The 17,824-nt window shown below is 63.9% G+C and carries 17 protein-coding genes; 9 read left to right on the top strand and 8 right to left on the bottom strand.

Features of this window, described 5'->3' with window-relative positions:
* Window positions 1-10: 10 nt before the first annotated feature.
* On the top strand, window positions 11-1,093 hold the full coding sequence (locus CH271_RS14925) for an ABC transporter permease (protein ID WP_094634102.1): 1,083 nt from the start codon (window positions 11-13) through the stop codon (window positions 1,091-1,093).
* The gene (locus CH271_RS14920; RefSeq protein WP_037187594.1) at window positions 1,090-1,773 is read left to right on the top strand and encodes an ABC transporter ATP-binding protein; all 684 of its coding nucleotides are present in this window, start codon (window positions 1,090-1,092) and stop codon (window positions 1,771-1,773) included. Before CH271_RS14925 ends, CH271_RS14920 begins: the two co-directional genes overlap by 4 nt.
* A 32-nt stretch (window positions 1,774-1,805) precedes the next feature.
* Here CH271_RS14920 and CH271_RS14915 read toward each other — a convergent pair whose 3' ends face one another.
* Window positions 1,806-2,321 carry an Lrp/AsnC family transcriptional regulator gene (locus CH271_RS14915; protein ID WP_094634101.1) on the bottom strand — a complete coding sequence of 172 codons (516 nt, stop codon included), beginning with the start codon at window positions 2,319-2,321 and terminating at the stop codon, window positions 1,806-1,808.
* Between the two features lie 160 nt (window positions 2,322-2,481).
* Here CH271_RS14915 and hppD point away from each other — a divergent pair, with 160 nt between their 5' ends.
* On the top strand, window positions 2,482-3,687 hold the full coding sequence (gene hppD / locus CH271_RS14910) for a 4-hydroxyphenylpyruvate dioxygenase (protein WP_094634100.1): 1,206 nt from the start codon (window positions 2,482-2,484) through the stop codon (window positions 3,685-3,687).
* Between the two features lie 28 nt (window positions 3,688-3,715).
* Here the strand turns inward: hppD and CH271_RS14905 are convergent, their stop codons facing one another.
* Window positions 3,716-4,201 (bottom strand): Lrp/AsnC family transcriptional regulator, encoded by a 486-nt coding sequence (locus tag CH271_RS14905; protein ID WP_037187587.1) that lies wholly within the window; start codon window positions 4,199-4,201, stop codon window positions 3,716-3,718.
* Window positions 4,202-4,359: 158 nt separating this feature from the next.
* Here CH271_RS14905 and pdhA point away from each other — a divergent pair, with 158 nt between their 5' ends.
* The 5 genes from pdhA (at window position 4,360) to CH271_RS14880 (ending at window position 10,150) form a co-directional block, all read left to right on the top strand.
* Window positions 4,360-5,475: a pyruvate dehydrogenase (acetyl-transferring) E1 component subunit alpha gene (gene pdhA / locus CH271_RS14900; protein WP_094634099.1), complete on the top strand. Its 1,116-nt coding sequence runs from the start codon at window positions 4,360-4,362 to the stop codon at window positions 5,473-5,475.
* Window positions 5,472-6,476 carry an alpha-ketoacid dehydrogenase subunit beta gene (locus tag CH271_RS14895; protein ID WP_094634098.1) on the top strand — a complete coding sequence of 335 codons (1,005 nt, stop codon included), beginning with the start codon at window positions 5,472-5,474 and terminating at the stop codon, window positions 6,474-6,476. Before pdhA ends, CH271_RS14895 begins: the two co-directional genes overlap by 4 nt.
* On the top strand, window positions 6,473-7,729 hold the full coding sequence (locus CH271_RS14890; protein WP_094634097.1) for a dihydrolipoamide acetyltransferase family protein: 1,257 nt from the start codon (window positions 6,473-6,475) through the stop codon (window positions 7,727-7,729). Before CH271_RS14895 ends, CH271_RS14890 begins: the two co-directional genes overlap by 4 nt.
* Window positions 7,726-9,093 carry a dihydrolipoyl dehydrogenase gene (lpdA, locus tag CH271_RS14885; RefSeq protein ID WP_094634096.1) on the top strand — a complete coding sequence of 456 codons (1,368 nt, stop codon included), beginning with the start codon at window positions 7,726-7,728 and terminating at the stop codon, window positions 9,091-9,093. The genes CH271_RS14890 and lpdA overlap by 4 nt, the downstream gene beginning before the upstream one ends.
* A 322-nt stretch (window positions 9,094-9,415) precedes the next feature.
* Window positions 9,416-10,150, top strand: a complete 735-nt coding sequence (locus CH271_RS14880) for a hypothetical protein (protein WP_094634095.1) — start codon at window positions 9,416-9,418, stop codon at window positions 10,148-10,150.
* 82 nt (window positions 10,151-10,232) lie between these two features.
* Here CH271_RS14880 and CH271_RS14875 read toward each other — a convergent pair whose 3' ends face one another.
* Window positions 10,233-11,534 (bottom strand): MFS transporter, encoded by a 1,302-nt coding sequence (locus CH271_RS14875; protein WP_094634094.1) that lies wholly within the window; start codon window positions 11,532-11,534, stop codon window positions 10,233-10,235.
* 295 nt (window positions 11,535-11,829) lie between these two features.
* Between CH271_RS14875 and CH271_RS14870 the strand changes: the two genes are divergently transcribed.
* Window positions 11,830-13,239, top strand: a complete 1,410-nt coding sequence (locus tag CH271_RS14870) for an FAD-binding oxidoreductase (protein ID WP_094634120.1) — start codon at window positions 11,830-11,832, stop codon at window positions 13,237-13,239.
* Here the strand turns inward: CH271_RS14870 and CH271_RS14865 are convergent.
* From CH271_RS14865 to CH271_RS14845, 5 genes are all read right to left on the bottom strand, one after another.
* On the bottom strand, window positions 13,223-14,335 hold the full coding sequence (locus tag CH271_RS14865; protein ID WP_094634093.1) for a helix-turn-helix domain-containing protein: 1,113 nt from the start codon (window positions 14,333-14,335) through the stop codon (window positions 13,223-13,225). The genes CH271_RS14870 and CH271_RS14865 overlap by 17 nt on opposite strands.
* 30 nt (window positions 14,336-14,365) lie before the next feature.
* Window positions 14,366-14,734: a hydroxyphenylacetyl-CoA thioesterase PaaI gene (gene paaI, locus CH271_RS14860; RefSeq protein ID WP_179274719.1), complete on the bottom strand. Its 369-nt coding sequence runs from the start codon at window positions 14,732-14,734 to the stop codon at window positions 14,366-14,368.
* Window positions 14,735-14,757: 23 nt separating this feature from the next.
* Window positions 14,758-15,075, bottom strand: a complete 318-nt coding sequence (locus CH271_RS14855; RefSeq protein ID WP_094634092.1) for an EthD family reductase — start codon at window positions 15,073-15,075, stop codon at window positions 14,758-14,760.
* Window positions 15,072-17,099: a phenylacetic acid degradation bifunctional protein PaaZ gene (paaZ, locus tag CH271_RS14850; protein ID WP_094634091.1), complete on the bottom strand. Its 2,028-nt coding sequence runs from the start codon at window positions 17,097-17,099 to the stop codon at window positions 15,072-15,074. Before paaZ ends, CH271_RS14855 begins: the two co-directional genes overlap by 4 nt.
* 76 nt (window positions 17,100-17,175) lie before the next feature.
* A complete protein-coding gene (locus tag CH271_RS14845; protein WP_094634090.1) occupies window positions 17,176-17,787 on the bottom strand; it encodes a TetR/AcrR family transcriptional regulator in 612 nt (203 codons plus the stop codon).
* Window positions 17,788-17,824: the final 37 nt, after the last annotated feature.

Here is a 17,824-nt window from a genome sequence, read left to right as displayed (position 1 = left end):
GGCAGAAAACGTGTTCGTCGCCTGGAGAGACCTACGATTCGCCAAGGGGCGGTTCGCCCTGATGGGAACCGTCATCGTCCTGATCACGATGTTGGTCGGTCTGTTGTCCGGACTCACTGCGGGCTTGGGCAGAGAAAGCACATCGGCGGTCACCGATCTGCCGGCTGACCATCTGACGTTCTCGGCACCGACGGAACGCAACTCGGTGTCGTTCACCGACAGCACCGTCACCGAATCCACCTGGCAGCAGTGGGCAGCAGTGGATGGGGTGGAGCGAGCGGAACCGCTCGGCATCACGACCTCCAAAGCCGAGGTCGGCTCACGCAGCGCCTCGATCTCTGCGTTCGGCGTGCAGCCGGGCTCGACTCTGGCACCGGAATCGGACCTGATCCGCACCGGCAGCGCAGTGCTGTCCACGTCGGCCGCAGAGGAACTGGACGTCGGAATCGGCGAGGACTTCGTGCTCGGTGGACAGCGGCTGACGGTCGCTGCTGTCGACGGCGACGCCTCCTACAGCCACACCCCGGTGATCTTCATGGATTTGGGGGCCTGGCAGACATTGTCCGGTGGAGCCCCCGCAGGACCACTGCGCGCGACCGTGGTCGGATTGAGTATCGACACCGATGTCGACCTGGCTGCGGCCGACGAACGGATCGGAACACACACGGTGCCCACCGCGGACGCCAAGTCCGCCGTCGGCTCCTACAGCTCGGAAAACGGTTCGCTGCAACTGATGCGCGCGTTCCTGTTCGCCATTTCCGCACTTGTCATCGGGGCGTTCTTCACCGTGTGGACCATCCAACGCTGTGGGGACATCGCAGTTCTCAAGGCTCTCGGAGCATCTACCGCATACCTGCTCCGAGATGCCCTCGGTCAGGCCGTCGTGCTGCTGACCGCCGGCACCGTCGTCGGGACGGGTCTGGCTGCAGGAGTGGGCGCACTCGTCGGCGGCACTGTGCCGTTCGTCCTGGACCCCGGCACCGTGGTGCTACCCGCGCTGATCATCGTCGCCCTCGGCGCTGTCGGCGCGGCTCTGTCCATCAATCGAATTACGTCCGTTGACCCCCTCACTGCACTCGGGAGCGCACGATGAGCCTGCATCTGACCGGTATCACTCTCACCTACCCCGACGGCGACGCCCGGCTCACTGCGTTGGACGGCGTCGATCTGCACGTCGAGAAAGGCACGATGACCGCCGTCATCGGCCCGTCCGGCTCCGGCAAGTCCAGCTTGCTCGCTGTGGCGGCCACACTGATCACCCCTGACAGCGGTCGTGTCGTGATCGACGGAACACCCACTGCCGACATGACCCGCAAAGAGTTGACGACATTGCGACGCAACAAGATCGGGACTGTATTTCAACAGCCTAATCTCTTGCCGTCGTTGACCGCCGTGGAGCAACTCCAGGTCATCGCCCACCTCGGTGGTCATTCCCCCCGCGGTGCCGAAATATCCGCACTCACGCTCCTCGACGCTGTCGGCCTCGGCGAGCACGCGCACAAGAGGCCGCATCAACTCTCCGGTGGGCAACGACAGCGGGTCAATATCGCCCGAGCCTTGATGAGCAACCCTGCAGTACTGCTGGTCGACGAGCCCACAAGCGCACTCGATCACGAGCGAGGAGCAGCGATTCTCGATTTGATCGCTACCTTGACCCGCACCAACGGCACCGCGACCGTTGTGGTCACCCATGACCGCGCACATCTGTCCGACATGGACGAAGTAGTCGAAATCGTGGATGGGCGGCTGCTCGCCGACGCTCCGTCCAATTGAAGTGGCGAGCCGAAGGACCCTGCCCGCCAACCTCACTTACGAGTGGGTCGGTAGGCAGGGGCCTTCGGCGCTCGATCGGGTTCTGCCGTGTTCAGCAACGGCATCGCTCGAAACTCGACCAGTTCCGACAGCACGACCACACTGGTGGACCGTGCAATCGTACGAGACTGGTTGAGCACGATCAGAGTTCGCTGCAGATCGTCGTGCGAGGCGGCCGCGACCCGGCACAGTACGTCGCCGGCACCGGTCGTTGCGAATGCTTCCAACACCCCGGGTATCTGCTCCAGAACTGCGACGACGTCGCCGAGTGCGCCTTGGGCGATCTCCAACGTGACGAACGCCTGCACCCCGTAACCTGCTGCGGCCAAACCGATCCTCGGCTGATAACCGGTGATGACGCCGCTGTCCTCCAGGCGCTGCAGACGGGCCGACACCGTCGCACGTGCGACACCGAGCGTTCGCGACAGCTCGAGCACGCCGATTCTCGAATTGTCATACAGCGCCGCGAGCAGCGCTCGGTCCAACTCGTCCAAAGCGTATTCCACCATGCACCTCCCATTTGCTATACGAATCGTATAGCAAATCCCCCCTTTCACTGCTCTATCTGTACATCACATATAGGCGGAAGACTGTCGATTGACACCCCCACACCTCAATGTTGGGCTGATCGGAACAGTTCGCCCTCACTCGGATCCAACGGGAGACTTCATGAGCCTCGACAACATCCTCAACGACGACGAAAGACTGGCCGATCTCGACGCCGAGCAATTGCGCCAGCTCGTCGGCCTGGTCGAGTACGACGACAAGCGCGACCCCTTCCCGGTCAGCGGCTGGGACGCCATCGTGTGGGTGGTCGGCAACGCGACGCAGACCGCGCACTTCTTCCAGTCCGCGTTCGGCATGGAGCTCGTTGCGTATGCGGGCCCGACAACCGGCCAACGTGACCACCATGCGTACGTACTCAAGTCGGGCGCAGTGCGTTTCGTCATCAAGGGAGCCGTCGACCCCGACAGTGATCTGGTGGCACACCACACGCGCCACGGCGACGGCGTCATCGACATCTCGCTGGCCGTGCCGGACGTGGACCGGTGCATCGAACATGCGCGGGCCCAGGGCGCGCGAGTACTGCAAGAGCCGACCGACATGTCCGACGAGCACGGCACGGTCCGCACCGCGGCCATCGCAACCTACGGCGACACCCGGCACACGTTGGTGGACCGCTCCCGCTATACCGGCACCTACCTCCCCGGCTATGTGCCACGCCCTTCGACGTTGCAGCGACCGGAAGGCGCTCCCAAGCGCATCTTCCAGGCTCTCGATCACGTGGTCGGCAATGTCGAACTCGGAAAGATGGACGAGTGGGTCGACTTCTACCACCGCGTCATGGGTTTCACGAACATGGCCGAGTTCGTCGGGGCCGATATCGCCACCGATTACTCGGCGCTGATGAGCAAGGTCGTCTCCAACGGCAATCACCGCGTGAAGTTCCCACTGAACGAGCCGGCCATCGCCAAGAAGCGCTCACAGATCGACGAGTACCTCGACTTCTACCGAGGCCCCGGAGCACAGCATCTGGCGCTCGCGACCAACGACATCCTGTCCTCGGTCGATGCCCTCCGCGCGGCGGGCGTCGAATTTCTCGCCACACCCGATTCGTACTACGAGGACCCGGAACTGCGGGCCCGTATCGGTAACGTCCGAGTGCCGATCGAAGAGTTGCAGAAGCGCGGGATTCTGGTCGACCGAGACGAGGACGGGTATCTGCTGCAGATCTTCACCAAGCCGCTGGTCGATCGCCCGACGGTGTTCTTCGAGATGATCGAACGCCACGGCTCGCTCGGCTTCGGCATCGGCAACTTCAAGGCACTGTTCGAGGCCATCGAACGTGAGCAGGACGCTCGCGGCAACTTCTGACTCGAGATCTGTTCGACGCCGCCCACTGTCAGCGTTCGGTGGGCGGCGCAGTTCGTCCCAGACCACCTCGGTCCTCGTCGAAGATCAACCACGTGCGCGTCGCCCGGACGCCGTCGAGCGACTGCAGCCCCTCCAGCACCACTTGCCGCAAACTCTCGTTGTCGGGAGTCCTGATGAGTACCAGCACGTCGAAATCGCCACCGAGCAAACTGAAGTGGTCTACGAACTCCATCGACCGCAACCCCTCGGACACACTGCGCCACGAATCCTGACGGATGGACAACGCGATGAACGCGGAGGTCCCTAGCCCGGACGCCCCGTGATCGACCTGCACGGTGAATCGCTCGATGACACCGGAATCCTTCAGTCGGTCGACGCGCGTATAGGTATGTGCACGAGAGAGATTCAACCGATCGGCCAGCACCCGCATCGAGACCCGGCCGTCCGAGGTCAACTCGGCGAGGATGCGACGATCCGTGTCGTCCAATTCCACGCGTCTCGAGACGTCGTCCATTCGTCCGCTCCTACCTCGTGGTTCGTTGCGCCGATCGGACACTTTCGATTCCTGCGACAAGATCGGCAGCCATATGTCTGCAATCCTACGGCCATAGGACTTCTTCCTCACCGAATCGGCCAGAATCGCCGTACAAGCCGATTTCAGGAGAGTGCGACATGACGACCGTCGAGAAGGTTCCGGCAACGTCCTACCAACAGTTCATGCCTGCCGACCGTCCCGTGCAATATCTCGCACCCGATGGGACGGGCGTGGACAGTGCCGCCCGCTACGCACACCCGTCCAACGAGCGCCTGCTCGAGATGTACCGCTCGATGGTCCACGGTCGCCGATTCGACCAGCAGGCAACGGCATTGACCAAGCAGGGCCGGCTCGCGGTCTATCCGTCCTCGCGCGGACAGGAAGCCTGCCAGATCGCCGCCGCCTTGTGCCTGGGTGAGCAGGACTGGATGTTCCCGACGTACCGTGACTCGATGGCTCTCGCGGCGCGAGGCGTCGACCAGGTGGAGTTGCTCGGCATGCTCGCCGGCTACTGGCACTGCGGCTACGACCCGACCGCCTACAAGGTCGCTCCCCAATGCACCCCTCTGGCAACACAATTGCTCCATGCAACCGGTTCCGCCTACGCCGAGGCCAAGCAGGGTCGCGACACCATCGCCCTCGCGTTCTGCGGCGACGGAGCCACCAGTGAGGGTGACTTCCACGAAGCCCTCAACTTCGCTGCGGTGTTCCGCGCCCCGGTGATCTTCCTGGTGCAGAACAACGGCTTCGCCATCAGCGTTCCGCTCGCGCGTCAGACTGCAGCTCCGTCGTTGTCGCACAAGGGAGTCGGCTACGGCATCGGTAGCGAGCAGGTGGACGGCAACGACCCGATCGCGATGATGGCCGTGATGGACGAGGCCGTGAAGTACGTCCGAGCAGGCAAGGGACCGGTGGTCGTCGAGGCGCATACCTACCGCATGGATGCCCACACGAACGCCGACGACGCCACTCGTTACCGCAAGGCAGACGAGGTCGAGGGATGGTTGGCCCGAGATCCACTCTCGCGCCTCGATTCCTACCTCGAAACCCAGGGGCTTCTCACCGACGAGCTGCGCGAGCAGATGACGGTATCGGCCGACGCCGATGCTGCAGCCTTGCGTGCCGGCATGAACGTCGAGCAGGACGTCGACCCCGAGGATCTGTTCCGGTTCGTCTACTCCTCCCCCACCCCCGGCCTGACCGAACAACGCAATCAGGTCGCCGCCGAAATCGCTGCAGGAGAACTGTCATGACCACGATGACCATGGCCGGAGCACTCAACGCTGCCCTGCGCGACGCGTTGACCGAGGACGAGAAGGTCGTCGTCTTCGGCGAGGATGTCGGCACGCTCGGCGGCGTCTTTCGCGTCACCGACGGACTGACCCGAGACTTCGGTGACGATCGCTGCTTCGACACCCCACTTGCCGAGTCGGGCATCGTGGGATTCGCGATCGGAATGGCCATGTCGGGCTACAAGCCCGTCGTCGAGATGCAGTTCGACGCCTTCGCCTACCCGGCTTTCGAGCAGATCGTGTCGCATGTTGCCAAGCTGCGCAACAGAACTCGTGGATCGCTCACTGCGCCGATGGTCATTCGGATTCCGTTCGCCGGTGGTATCGGCGGCGTCGAGCATCACTGCGACTCGTCCGAGGCCTACTACGCCCACACCCCGGGCCTGAAGGTGGTCTCCCCGTCCACCGTCGCCGACGCGTACTCACTGATGCGCGACGCCATCGCGGACCCGGACCCGGTGATCTTCCTCGAGCCGAAGCGGCTGTACTTCTCCAAGGACGACATCGAGCTGACCAAGACCGAGCCGATCGGCACGGCCGTCGTGCGCCGTGCCGGTACCGACGTCACGCTTCTCGCCTACGGACCCACCGTGTCCGTGGCCATGCAGGCCGCGGAGTTTGCGGCGGAGGACGGCCGAAGCGTCGAGGTCATCGATCTGCGATCGCTCAATCCGTTCGACGACGAGACCGTCGCGGCCTCGGTGCGTAAAACCGGACGGTGCATCGTGATTCAGGAAGCACAGGGCTTCTCCGGTGTCGCGGCGGAGATCGCATCGCGCGTATCCGAGCGTTGCTTCCATCACCTGCACGCTCCGATACTTCGAGTGACGGGACTCGACATTCCCTACCCTGCACCGAAACTCGAGCACTTCCACCTGCCGTCCGCCGACCGCGTTCTCGATGCCATGGACCGACTGCAGTGGAACGATGCTCCCGACCTCAGCAAGGCGGTCACGGTATGAGCATGCAGGTATTCCTGCTCCCCGATCTCGGCGAAGGACTGACCGAGGCCGAGATTGTCGAGTGGAAGGTCAAGCCCGGCGATACGGTCACCATCGATCAGGTCGTCGTCGAAGTAGAGACCGCGAAAGCGTCCGTCGAGGTGCCCTGCCCGTTCGAGGGTGTTGTCGGCGAACTGCATGCGGCCGAGGGCACCTCGCTGGCCGTCGGCGCTCCCCTGATCAGCATCACCGGTGGTGCCGTCGCCGATGTGTCCGCGGCCCATGAGCGTTACCGCGAAGAGGAAAAGGCTGGCTCGGGCAATGTGCTGATCGGCTACGGCACCGGCCACGGCCCGACCGGTCGTCGTCGGAGAGCGGCTGCGCCGCATGTGAGCGGAAACTCGACCCAGGGGGCACTCAACCGCACCACTGCACCGAAGGTGCTCTCCCCCATCGTCCGGAGCATGGCGCTGCAGGGTGGGCTTGATCTGACGAGGATCGATACCGCCGGCAGTCATGGAGTCATCACCCGCGCGGATGTGGAACGGGCACTGTCCTCGAGCACTCCCAGCACCGAGGGCGTCACGCGAATTCCGATCACCGGTATTCGTAAGACCATCGCCGACAAACTCTCTCGTAGTCGCTCGGAGATTCCCGAAGCCACCGTCTGGGTCGACGTCGACGCGACGGCACTGCTGCAGGCCAGACGCGACCTCGACGCCTCCATCGACGGAGTCAAGGTCACGCTGCTGGCGGTGCTGGCTAAGCTGACGATGATCGCGCTGGCCAAGTTCCCTGAGCTCAACAGCACGGTCGATACCGCTGCGGGTGAAATCCTGCGCTACGAGAACGTCGGACTCGGCATCGCCGCACAGACCGATCGCGGATTGATGGTTCCTGTTGTGCCACAGTCCGATAAGGCCGATCTGAAGGAGCTCTCCGAGCGGTTGGCCGAGCTGACCGAACTGGCACGTACCGGTTCTCTCCCTGCAGCTCGCTTGAGCGGCGGAACGTTCACGCTCAACAACTACGGAGTATTCGGTGTCGACGGCTCGGCCGCGATTATCAACCACCCCGAGGCCGCGATTCTGGGGATCGGACGCATCATCGACCGCCCGTGGGTGGTCGACGGCGCACTCGCCGTCCGCAAGGTGGCGCAGCTGTCGTTGGCATTCGATCACCGCGTGTGCGACGGCGGAGTGGCCGGCGGGTTCTTGCGTACCGTGGCCGATTTCGTCGAGAACCCCGTCGCGGCATTGGGATCCGTCCGATGAGCGACGTCGATGTTCTCATCCTCGGCGGTGGATCCGGCGGGTACTCCTGCGCCCTGCGGGCCGAACAGCTCGGCCTGTCGGTCGCGCTGATCGAGGAGGACAAGCTCGGCGGCACGTGCCTGCACCGCGGATGTATCCCCACCAAGGCTCTGCTGCACACCGCCGAGGTGGCCGACGCGGTCCGCGGTTCGTCACATGTCGGCGTCACCGCATCGTTTGCGGGCGTAGATATGCCAGCGGCACTGGACTATCAGCGCAGCGTGGTCGCCGGCCTGTACTCCGGACTGCAAGGGCTATTGAAGCGGCCGGGCATCGAAATCGTGTCCGGTCGCGGCCAGGTGGTCGGTCCTCGTACCGTCGAGGTGGAGGGTCGACGCATCACCGGGTCTTCGCTGGTCCTCGCAACCGGATCGTATTCGCGCACCATCCCGGGCATCGAGCTTGGACCTCGAGTTCTCACCAGCGACGACGCATTGGCGCTCAACCGTATCCCCGAGTCTGTCGTCGTACTGGGCGGCGGAGTCATCGGCATCGAATTCGCCAGCATCTGGGCCTCTTTCGGCGCCAAGGTCACCGTCGTCGAGGCCCTCGATCGCATCGTGCCCGGTGAAGACGAGTGGTCCTCGAAGCAGTTGACCAAGGCGCTGCGCAAGCGCGGCATCGACATTCGCACCGGAACCAAGGTGGAGACCGTCACCGAATCTTCCGACGACGTCTCGGTGGCCCTGTCGTCCGGCGACACCCTCTCTGCCGATGTCGTCCTGGTGTCCGTCGGCCGCGGGCCCCGTACCGACGGTCTCGGTCTGGACGACCAGGGCATCGCCACCGAACGCGGCTTCGTCACTGTCGACGACAATCTGCTCACCACCACAGACGGCGTCTATGCCGTCGGCGACATCGTGGCGGGCTATCAGTTGGCTCACCGAGGATTTCAACACGGCATGTTCGTCGCCGAGCACATTGCCGGCCTCGCACCGGTACGTATCGACGGTGATCTCGTTCCGCGCGTGACCTATTCGCATCCCGAGGTTGCGTCGGTCGGTCTCACCGAGAAGGCTGCGGAGGAGAAGTACGGCTCGGTGACGTCGGTGGTCTACGACCTCGGCGGCAACGGCAAGAGCCGTATACTTTCCACTGCCGGCGGAGTCAAAGTGATTCGCGCGCGCAACGGCGGCTCTGTCGTGGGTGTCCACCTCGTCGGCGATCGAGTGGGCGAACTGATCGGCGAGGCGCAACTCGCGGTGGCATGGGAGGCACTGCCGTCCGAGGTCGGCAGCTTCGTCCACGCTCACCCCACGCAAAACGAGGCACTCGGTGAGGCAATGATGGCGCTTTCGGGGAGGCCGTTGCACGCGCATAGCTGACTCTTGATCGAGCGATACTTCTCTACTGCATTGTATTTCGTCCCCTTGGCCGGAACACGACGCACTAGGCCCTTGTTGGCCATATGCTTCGCTCATGGTCTTTCGTCGCTCCAGGCTCGTTGCGCTCGCTTGTGGGGCTTTGGTTTTCGCAGCAGGGGGTGCTTGCGGAACTGACGACAGTGCAGATGAACAACCCCCAGCAGAAGCCGTCGCCGATCCGTTTCTCCGCGGGAACACCTGCGCACCTGAAAGTCCCGCGGACGAGAACGTCGCCCCGGCTACTCGGCTGACGCAGCTCTCCCGGACGGCGGGAGAGCTTCTGATGGTCAACGGTATCGCACCCGGGCCTGACCTTGCAGTCGATGGGCAGCTGACGTCCAGTCAGGCCGCAGACCGTGCAAGTACTGTCCCCGGTGACGCGTCCGTCGCCGAAGCACTCTGGATAGCGGCACCCAGCCCGGATACGGGCTTGGACCCCATTCGCGACACCGCGGAGTACTACTCCGCAGACGCGCAACGCATCTCGACGTTCGAGGTCACCGAACAGAGTCTGAATCGGATGCTCGGACCGAATTGGTCATCCGTCATCGAGGTGGTCGAAGAATTCGCCGGCGACGGGTACGAACAGTACGTCGAGGCGGTTCGGAACGCACCACCGATGCGGGTATCGGACGCAGCGGCAATACGAGCGCAGCTGCGGGCAGCCGCCGTTGATGTCGGTCTGGAGAGCCAGTGGGAGACGGCACAATCGATAGTCCCCATCTACTTTCAGTCGTGCACGACGTCATCCGACGTCGCCGGGCACGATATCGACCTGTCCTCGTCGGTCCTCGGTGAGATTCTTGCCGCAGACGCGGTCGGCGCGGCTTTCGCCGAGACCATCGGACCTTCCGAGATGACCGAACCGTTGGCACTGGGCTTGCAGATTGTCCTCGGCACAGATCCGAACTCGGCTGAAGATAGTCAACTGACCAAGAATTACGACCCCAACGAAATTCTGTCGCCCGAGGACGTCGAACTGATGGAGGCGGAAGAACCAAGCCTGGATGGCCCCTGACCAGCACTGCAGCAGTGGTCTGAAGAACAGATGACGAAAGCCCCGAAACCGCAGTGGTTTCGGGGCTTTCGTCGTACGTGTGTCAGACGTTCAGATCCTCGTCTTTGCGGTTCTTGATTCGCGAGGTTGCCACGAAGGAGATCGCCGCCAGGATCATCAGGTAGATCGAGATCGACATCGAGGTGCCCGTTCCCTTGAACAATGCCTCGGAGATCGTCGGAACGAAGGCTCCACCGAGCACCGTGCCGATCGCGTAGCCGATGGACGCACCACTGAATCGGACTGCGGCCGGGAACATCTCGGCGTACAGGGCCGGCTGCGGACCGTACGAGAGTCCGAGTCCGACGGCAAACAGTCCGAGGGCCAGGTAGATCCAGTGCAGTTCACCGGTGTCGACGAGCAGGAAGAACGGGATGGCGCACAGCACCATTGCCGCGTTTCCGAGGTTCATGATGGTGGTGCGGGCGTAGCGATCGGACAGATGCGCGCCGAGCAGAGTGAATACGCCCCAGACGATGGCTGCGAACAAGCTCGCCACCAACACATCCACGCGAGCGAGTCCGTGTTCACGGGTCGAGTACGCGACGATGAATCCGCCGACGATGATGTAGCCGTTGCCGTTGGTGCCGATGAACGACAGCGCGGCCAGCATGACCTGCTTCTTGTTGGTACGCCACAGTGCACGAACAGGAGTGTGGTTGCGCTCCTTGCGTTCCGAGAGCTCCTTGAATACCGGAGTCTCCTCGACCCGGCGTCGGATGTAGAAACCGACGAGAATGAGCACGAAGCTGATGAGGAACGGGATGCGCCAGCCCCAGGCCTCGAACTGCTCTTCACTGAGCAGACCGGTGCACAGCGCCAGTGTGCCGACCGCGATGAGCATGCCGAGCGGAACACCCATCTGGGTTGCGGCACCGTAGATTCCGCGCTTGCCCTTCGGTGCGTGCTCGACGGCCATCAGCGCAGCGCCGCCCCACTCACCGCCGGTGGAGAATCCCTGCAGGATGCGCAGCACGATCAGGATGATCGGAGCCCAGATGCCGATTGTCGCGTAGGTCGGCAGCAGACCCATTCCGACGGTGGCCGCACCCATCAGGGTGAGGGTCGCGATCAGGACCTTCTTGCGGCCGATCTTGTCGCCGAAGTAGCCGGCGACGATGGCCCCGAGAGGACGGAAGACGAAGCTGATACCGATGGTGACGTAGGCGACCAGCTGTCCGGACGAGCCCATGGGCGCGAAGAACAGCTGAGCGAAGATCAGCGACGCGGCCTGCGCGTAGATGAAGAAGTCGTACCACTCGACGGTGGTTCCGACCATGCTGGCCATCGCGGCGCGGCGATGCTCACGCGACACCCCGGTGGGCGTCTCGACCTGTGTTGTCATCGACGATCTCGTTTCGTTCGGGCTCCGGCGCTCGGGCATCGAGCGGCAGTTCGGAGGGGTGTGGGGCGGGGTTGCGATGGGTGAAGGACGGCAACTATGCGCAAGCGCAGAACCGGATAAAACTCACCGTCCATTCGGTCGGTAATTACTGTGACCGGCGCCACCGTAGTTTGTCAAGGTGCTCGCGTACATAACAAGGCGATGGACGCACTTCGTCGGAAACTACCGATCGGGGCCTGTCGGTTCGTCCGAAACGACGCAGACGCGGGCAGTGACGCCCGTCATACTCGAACTCATGGCTGCACCCACGTCGACTCTCGCTCAGCACTCTCCGGTCATCGACGAACTGACGCGCGCCCTCGGTGTCGACGCCGTGGTGACCGACCCCGACATTCTCGCCAGTTACCGGCACGACGCCGCAGCTCTGTGCGAATCCACCCTGCCGCTGGTGGCGGTACTGCCGACCACGGAATCGGACGTGCAGGCCGTCATGGAAATCGCGTCGGCACACCGTATTCCCGTTGTGCCGCAGGGAGCATTGACCGGCCTGGCGGGAGCCGCGAACGCCAGCGTCGGAGCCATTGCCCTCAATACCCGACGCATGAACAAGATCGTCGAGTTGGACGTCGTCAACCGCACGGCCGTCGTGCAACCCGGTGTCACCAACAAAGAGTTGAAAGATGCTGCCTTGCAGCAGGGACTGACGTACCTTCCTGATCCATCCAGCTGGGAGGCGTCGACGATCGGCGGCAACATCGCCACCAATGCCGGCGGCCTGTGCTGCGTGAAATACGGCGTCACAGCGCGATTCGTCCGTGGGCTACGCGTCGTACTCGCCGACGGCCGCGCCACGTTCGTCGGTCGACGCACCGTCAAGGGCGTGGCCGGGCTCTCTCTGGCGGATCTGTTCGTCGGATCGGAAGGAACCCTCGGCATCATCACCGAGGCCACCGTCGGCCTCGACTTCCCCAGCGCTACACCACTCACGATGGCTGCGACCTTCCCGTCCACTGTCGCTGCAGGAGAGGCAGTGTCGCGGATTCGTGCAGCGGGCATCACCCCGAGCCTGTTCGAGCTGTTGGACCGCACCACCATTGCCGCAATCGACGCATACGCGCGGATGGATTTCGGAACCGATGCCGCCGCAGTGCTGATCGCGCAGTCCGACATCGGCGACGGTGCAGTGCAGGAGCTCGAGGCTATAGCCGCGCTGTGCACCGCATCCGGCGCGGTGGACGTAGCCGTCGCCGAGGACGAGGTCGAGTCGGAGCAACTGGTTCAAGCACGTCGGCTGGCGTACCCGGCGCTCGAGCGTCTCGGTTCACCGTTGGTCGACGATGTGTCCGTTCCTATTTCGCATCTGGCCGCAATGATCGACGAGGTCGGAAGAGTCGCCGACCGCATCGGCCTCGTCATCGGCGTCGTCGGCCACGCCGGTGATGGGAACATCCATCCGACGGTCATCGTCGACCCCGTCGACCCGTCATCGTTGGCCAAGGCACACAGCGCGTTCGACGAGATCGCAGCATTCGCTCTCTCGCTCGGCGGGACCATCACCGGTGAGCACGGCGTCGGCCTGCTCAAACGCGATCTACTCGAGACCGAACTCGATTCGGTTGCAGCGGAACTGCAGCGCGGCATCAAGGAATTACTGGACCCGCACTACCTGCTCAACCCCGGGAAGGTCCTCACCGCCCGGCCCTGAGCCGGAGCGACATCCACACGAGCAATCGAGTATCGGGATCATCGAGATCGAGATCGAAGAGTTCTTTCGTCCGCCGCAGCCGGTAGCGAAAGGTGTTGGCGTGCAGATACAGCGATGCCGACGCTGCGGCGACATTGGATTCGTGTGCGAGTAGCGCCAGTACCGTTGCGCCGTAGTCGGTACCTTCGGCAGCGTCGTAGGAGAGCATCCGTTCGACGGCAGGAATCGCGAGCGACACGTCCGAGAGCGCGTCGGTCGCCCTGTTCAGGGTGACGGGTATCCTGCTCTCCTCGAATGTCGTGGTGTGCGAACCCTTCTCGATCGCATCCAGCACCCAGTGCGCGTGGCTACGCGCCACCGCAGGCCGAGCATGCGGCCCGCCGACGGCGAATGTCACCGGCACACCGAATGCCACCTCCGCGCGCCGTCGGACATCCTCGGCCTCCTCGGCGACACCACCGTCGTCGTCCCTCGCCACGACGAAGAACACGACGTGATCGTCGACGACGAACCCGGAATCCGCATCACCGCCGAACGTGAGTTCCAACAGACCCCCGAGCTGCACGAGCAGGGTCTCCGGTTGCGCCGAGTCCACCTTCGCTGCCACTACCGCGAAGCGGCTACCGGGCGAGGTGACGACGGCGGGATCGGTCAACAACGCACGTGCCCTGGGGTTGCCGGGCTCGGCCGGACGACGTCGAGCGAGGAGCAGTGGCACCGCGGCAGCGGCTGCGCGAGTCAATGCGGTGACCGCGCCGCGGTCGGGTGGGCCGGACGGAGCAGTGGAGACGATGCACCAGATCGAGCCGAGGTACTCACCGTCCACCGAGACGGCCACCGCCAGTCGCGGTAGCGCGCCAGGAACGTCGACCACATGGACCGTCGAACTTCCCCGAAAGAGCGGATCGATGTGGTGCACCATGTAGCGGGCCGGGACCTGCTTGCCCAGAATCCCGTCGCGCCGCACGTCGTCGATCGGCTGCCCTGGAACGGATGAATACGCAACGACGTAGCCCTGCGGATCCATCACCGACACTGCACCGCCCACTGCCGTGGCAGTTGCGTCTGCCAGCGCCGAGAGGTCTGCAGTGGTCACCGATTCACAGTACTTTCATGTGCTGCACCCTTAGCGCGCTATGGTGCGACTGTCACCTCGGAATTCGGCGATCAGCTCACCTCGGCACGTCACCGACACGTCGTACAGACCGTTGCGGCCGAACCTCGCCCGTTCGACGGCGTCGGCGACCAGGACGTCGCCGGTCTTCGTCGGACGGAGATAGCGGATGTCACAGCGGGCCGCGACGGCCGAGTCCTCTTGCGAATTGCAGGCCATCGCGAACGTGGTGTCCGCCAACAGGAACACGTAGCCGCCGTGGGTGATGGCATAGCCGTTGACCATGTCCTCGGTCACGACCATCGACATCCGCGCGTGGCCAGGTGACAACTCGATCAATTCGATGCCGAGCTTGCGGGACGCGGCGTCGACCTCGAACATCTCTCGCGCGATCATCGAATCTGTCACGGCTGCAACACCGACTGCTCGTTCTGGGTGAACATCGTGACACCTCCGGTCGCGAAGTTGCGAAGATCCTTGCCTGCGGCCTTCATCTCGGGCGAGGCCAGTCCGGTCTTCAGCGATGCCTCGTCCGCGAAGTACAGGCTGGCGATCGCGTAGTACGGCGGTGGTGAATCGTCGAGCGAGTCGAGCGTGCCCCAGGTGAAGTCGACCAGTCCGGGGACTGCACGCGCGAGGGGCACGTGCACCTCGGCGTAGTGACGATCGAATGCGGCAGGATCCTCGGGCATTCCGTAACAGACGGCCACTCGTACGCTCATGATGCAGCCTCGGGCTTCGCGACGAGAGTGAGCACGTCGTACGTCGCTACGGGATCGCCGTCCTGGTTGACGACCACTGCGTCCCATCGCACCTCGCCGTAGTCGGCGCTCTGACGCGGGGTGATGAGCTTGGCCGTCAACGTGACCGTCAACGAATCCTCGGCCTTGACGGGCGTCAGGAAACGCAGACTGTCGACGCCGAAGTTCGCCAGGACGGGGCCCGGTGCGGGGTCGACGAACAGCCCTGCGGCAAGCGAGACCACCAGGTAGCCGTGCGCCACGATGCCGCCGAACAGCGGATTGGCCGCTGCCGCTTCGGGATCGGTGTGCGCATAGAAGGTATCGCCGGTGAACTCGGCGAAATGATCGATGTCCGCACGCGTGACCTGTCGTGGTCCACCGACGATGGTGTCACCGAGCTTCAGCTCGCCCAGATTCTTGCGGAACGGATGCACATCGCCGGTGATGCGCGCAGAACCGGCCACCCACTTGTTGCCCACCGCAGTCAGAACGTCCGGTGTTCCCTGAATTGCGGTGCGCTGCATGTGGTGCAGCACGCCGCGGATACCGCCGAGTTCTTCACCGCCGCCGGCCCGTCCGGGTCCGCCGTGCACCAGTACCGGCAACGGCGAGCCGTGGCCGGTCGATTCCTTGGCGTCCTCGGAGTTCAGGACCAGGATGCGACCGTGATACGGAGCGCTGCCCAGCACGATCTCGCGCGCGATGGCCGAATCCTTGGTCACCAGAGATGCAACCAGGGAGCCCTTTCCTCGGGCTACGAGATCGAGCAGGTCTGCAGCATTCTCGTAACCGATGACGGTCGAGACGGGACCGAACGCCTCGATCTCGTGCGGTTCGGATGCGGTCTTGTCGCCGGCCTTCAGCAGCACCGGTGCCATGAACGCGCCGGGCCGCGAATCCACGGAGTCCGGATCACCGAAGACGACCGTCGCCGACTTGGTCAGTCCACGAATGGATTTGAGCACCTCGTCGCGCTGATCGATGCTGGCGAGCGCACCCATGGTGACGCCCTCGTCGGCCGGATCACCGACGACAACCTTCTCCAGCTTCGCCTTCAGCGCCTCGATGACGGGCTCGACCGAGTCCTGCGGAACCAGCACACGCCGGATCGCCGTGCACTTCTGACCGGCCTTCGACGTCATCTCCGTGAAGACACCCTTGACGAAGAGATCGAGCTCTGGATCGCTCTGTGCCACATCCGAACCCAAAATGGACGCATTGAGAGAATCCGCCTCGGCCGTGAAGTGCAGTCCCTCGCCGACGACGTTGGGGTGTGAGCGCAGGGTCGCAGCGGTATCGGCAGATCCGGTGAAGGCCACCGAGTCCTGGCCGCCGAGGTGGTCGAGGACTCCGCGGGCACTGCCACACAGCAGTTGTACCGATCCCTCGGGCAGGAGTCCCGACTCGATGATCCGTCGGAACACCAGCTCGGTGAGATATGCAGTTTGGCTGGCGGGCTTGACGATCGACGGCACACCGGCGATGAACGCGGGGGCCAGCTTCTCGAGGAAGCCCCAGACGGGGAAGTTGAACGCATTGATCTGCACGGCGACACCTCGCCGCGAGGTGTAGATGTGCTGACCGAGGAAGGTGCCCTTCTTACCGAGTTGCTCGATCGCACCGTCGAGATAGACCGTCTCGTTGGGGAGTTCGCGTCGGGCCTTGCTCGCGTAGCTCAGCACGGTTCCGAAACCGCCGTCGATGTCGACGCCGGAATCGCGGGTGGTGGCTCCGGTGTGCCGGGAGAGTTGGTAGAACTCCTCCTTGCCGGCCAGCAGTGTCAGGCCCAACTGCTTGAGCAGCGCAGCGCGTTCGTGGAACGTCAGTGCCGCGAGCGCGGGCCCTCCGACGGTGCGGGCGTAGTCCACCATGCCTGCGACATCCAGACCGCTGGACGACACCCGGGCGATCTCGCTGCCGTCGACGGCGCTCAGCAGCGGTGCTCCCTCATCGGTTGCGGAATACCACGTGCCCTGGGCATAGCTTTCCAGAAGTCTGCTCACAACGCCTCCATCTCACCGTACGTTCGGTCGGTAATTACCATCGCCGTCGAACGCCGAGATGTCAAGACTCGTTCTGCTACGTGCGACGCAACCCGTCGAAGGTCAGCACCACCACCGCGTCGGCCAATTCCTCCACGGATCCGCCGGTGCGCGGGCGGTACCACTCGATGAGCGAGTTGACCGTGCCGAACACCAGCTTCGACGCCAGCGCCGGGTCGACACCGGGACGCAGGTCGCCTTCTTCGGCCGCGGCCACCACGAGCCCGGTGACGAAGGAATCGAATTCACGCCTGCGGGCGAGCGCGCGCCGCTCGACGTCGGTGTTGCCTCGCACGCGGAGCAATAGCGTCACGTAGGGCAGTTCCGCGCACAGGATGTCCACACTGCGTCGCACCAGGTATTCGAGGCGGTCGATGTATCGCCCTGTCGTGGCCCGATCCTCGGTCGTGACGGCGAACAGGGCATTGAGAGCCCGCGACAGCGCGAGTTCGAGCAACTCGGACTTGCCGGACACGTGGTGATAGATCGAGGACTTGGTGATGCCGAGCCGCTTCGCCAGAACCTCCATGCTGGTTCCGTCGTATCCACGGTCGTTGAAGACCTTGACCGCCACGGCCAAGAGCGAGTCCAGGTCATATCCCGGCCGCCCTGGCTGTCCGGTCTTGCGCGGCGCGCGTGCGGTTGTCATTGCCACATCTTCTCAGTCGACGCCCGATTCCACAGCA

The organism is Rhodococcus sp. 05-340-2 (assembly GCF_002258915.1).
GTDB lineage: Bacteria > Actinomycetota > Actinomycetes > Mycobacteriales > Mycobacteriaceae > Rhodococcoides.
This window is presented reverse-complemented; position numbering and strand designations above follow the sequence as displayed.

Bases quoted from the DNA above. Each gene is read 5' to 3' on its own strand.
- CH271_RS14920 (WP_037187594.1), top strand. From the start codon at position 1,090: ATGAGCCTGCATCTGACCGGTATCACTCTCACCTACCCCGACGGCGAC.
- CH271_RS14915 (WP_094634101.1), bottom strand. From the start codon at position 2,321: ATGGTGGAATACGCTTTGGACGAGTTGGACCGAGCGCTGCTCGCGGCG.
- hppD (WP_094634100.1), top strand. From the start codon at position 2,482: ATGAGCCTCGACAACATCCTCAACGACGACGAAAGACTGGCCGATCTC.
- CH271_RS14905 (WP_037187587.1), bottom strand. From the start codon at position 4,201: ATGGACGACGTCTCGAGACGCGTGGAATTGGACGACACGGATCGTCGC.
- pdhA (WP_094634099.1), top strand. From the start codon at position 4,360: ATGACGACCGTCGAGAAGGTTCCGGCAACGTCCTACCAACAGTTCATG.
- CH271_RS14895 (WP_094634098.1), top strand. From the start codon at position 5,472: ATGACCACGATGACCATGGCCGGAGCACTCAACGCTGCCCTGCGCGAC.
- CH271_RS14890 (WP_094634097.1), top strand. From the start codon at position 6,473: ATGAGCATGCAGGTATTCCTGCTCCCCGATCTCGGCGAAGGACTGACC.
- lpdA (WP_094634096.1), top strand. From the start codon at position 7,726: ATGAGCGACGTCGATGTTCTCATCCTCGGCGGTGGATCCGGCGGGTAC.
- CH271_RS14880 (WP_094634095.1), top strand. From the start codon at position 9,416: ATGGTCAACGGTATCGCACCCGGGCCTGACCTTGCAGTCGATGGGCAG.
- CH271_RS14875 (WP_094634094.1), bottom strand. From the start codon at position 11,534: ATGACAACACAGGTCGAGACGCCCACCGGGGTGTCGCGTGAGCATCGC.
- CH271_RS14870 (WP_094634120.1), top strand. From the start codon at position 11,830: ATGGCTGCACCCACGTCGACTCTCGCTCAGCACTCTCCGGTCATCGAC.
- paaI (WP_179274719.1), bottom strand. From the start codon at position 14,734: ATGTTCGAGGTCGACGCCGCGTCCCGCAAGCTCGGCATCGAATTGATC.
- CH271_RS14855 (WP_094634092.1), bottom strand. From the start codon at position 15,075: ATGAGCGTACGAGTGGCCGTCTGTTACGGAATGCCCGAGGATCCTGCC.
- CH271_RS14845 (WP_094634090.1), bottom strand. From the start codon at position 17,787: ATGACAACCGCACGCGCGCCGCGCAAGACCGGACAGCCAGGGCGGCCG.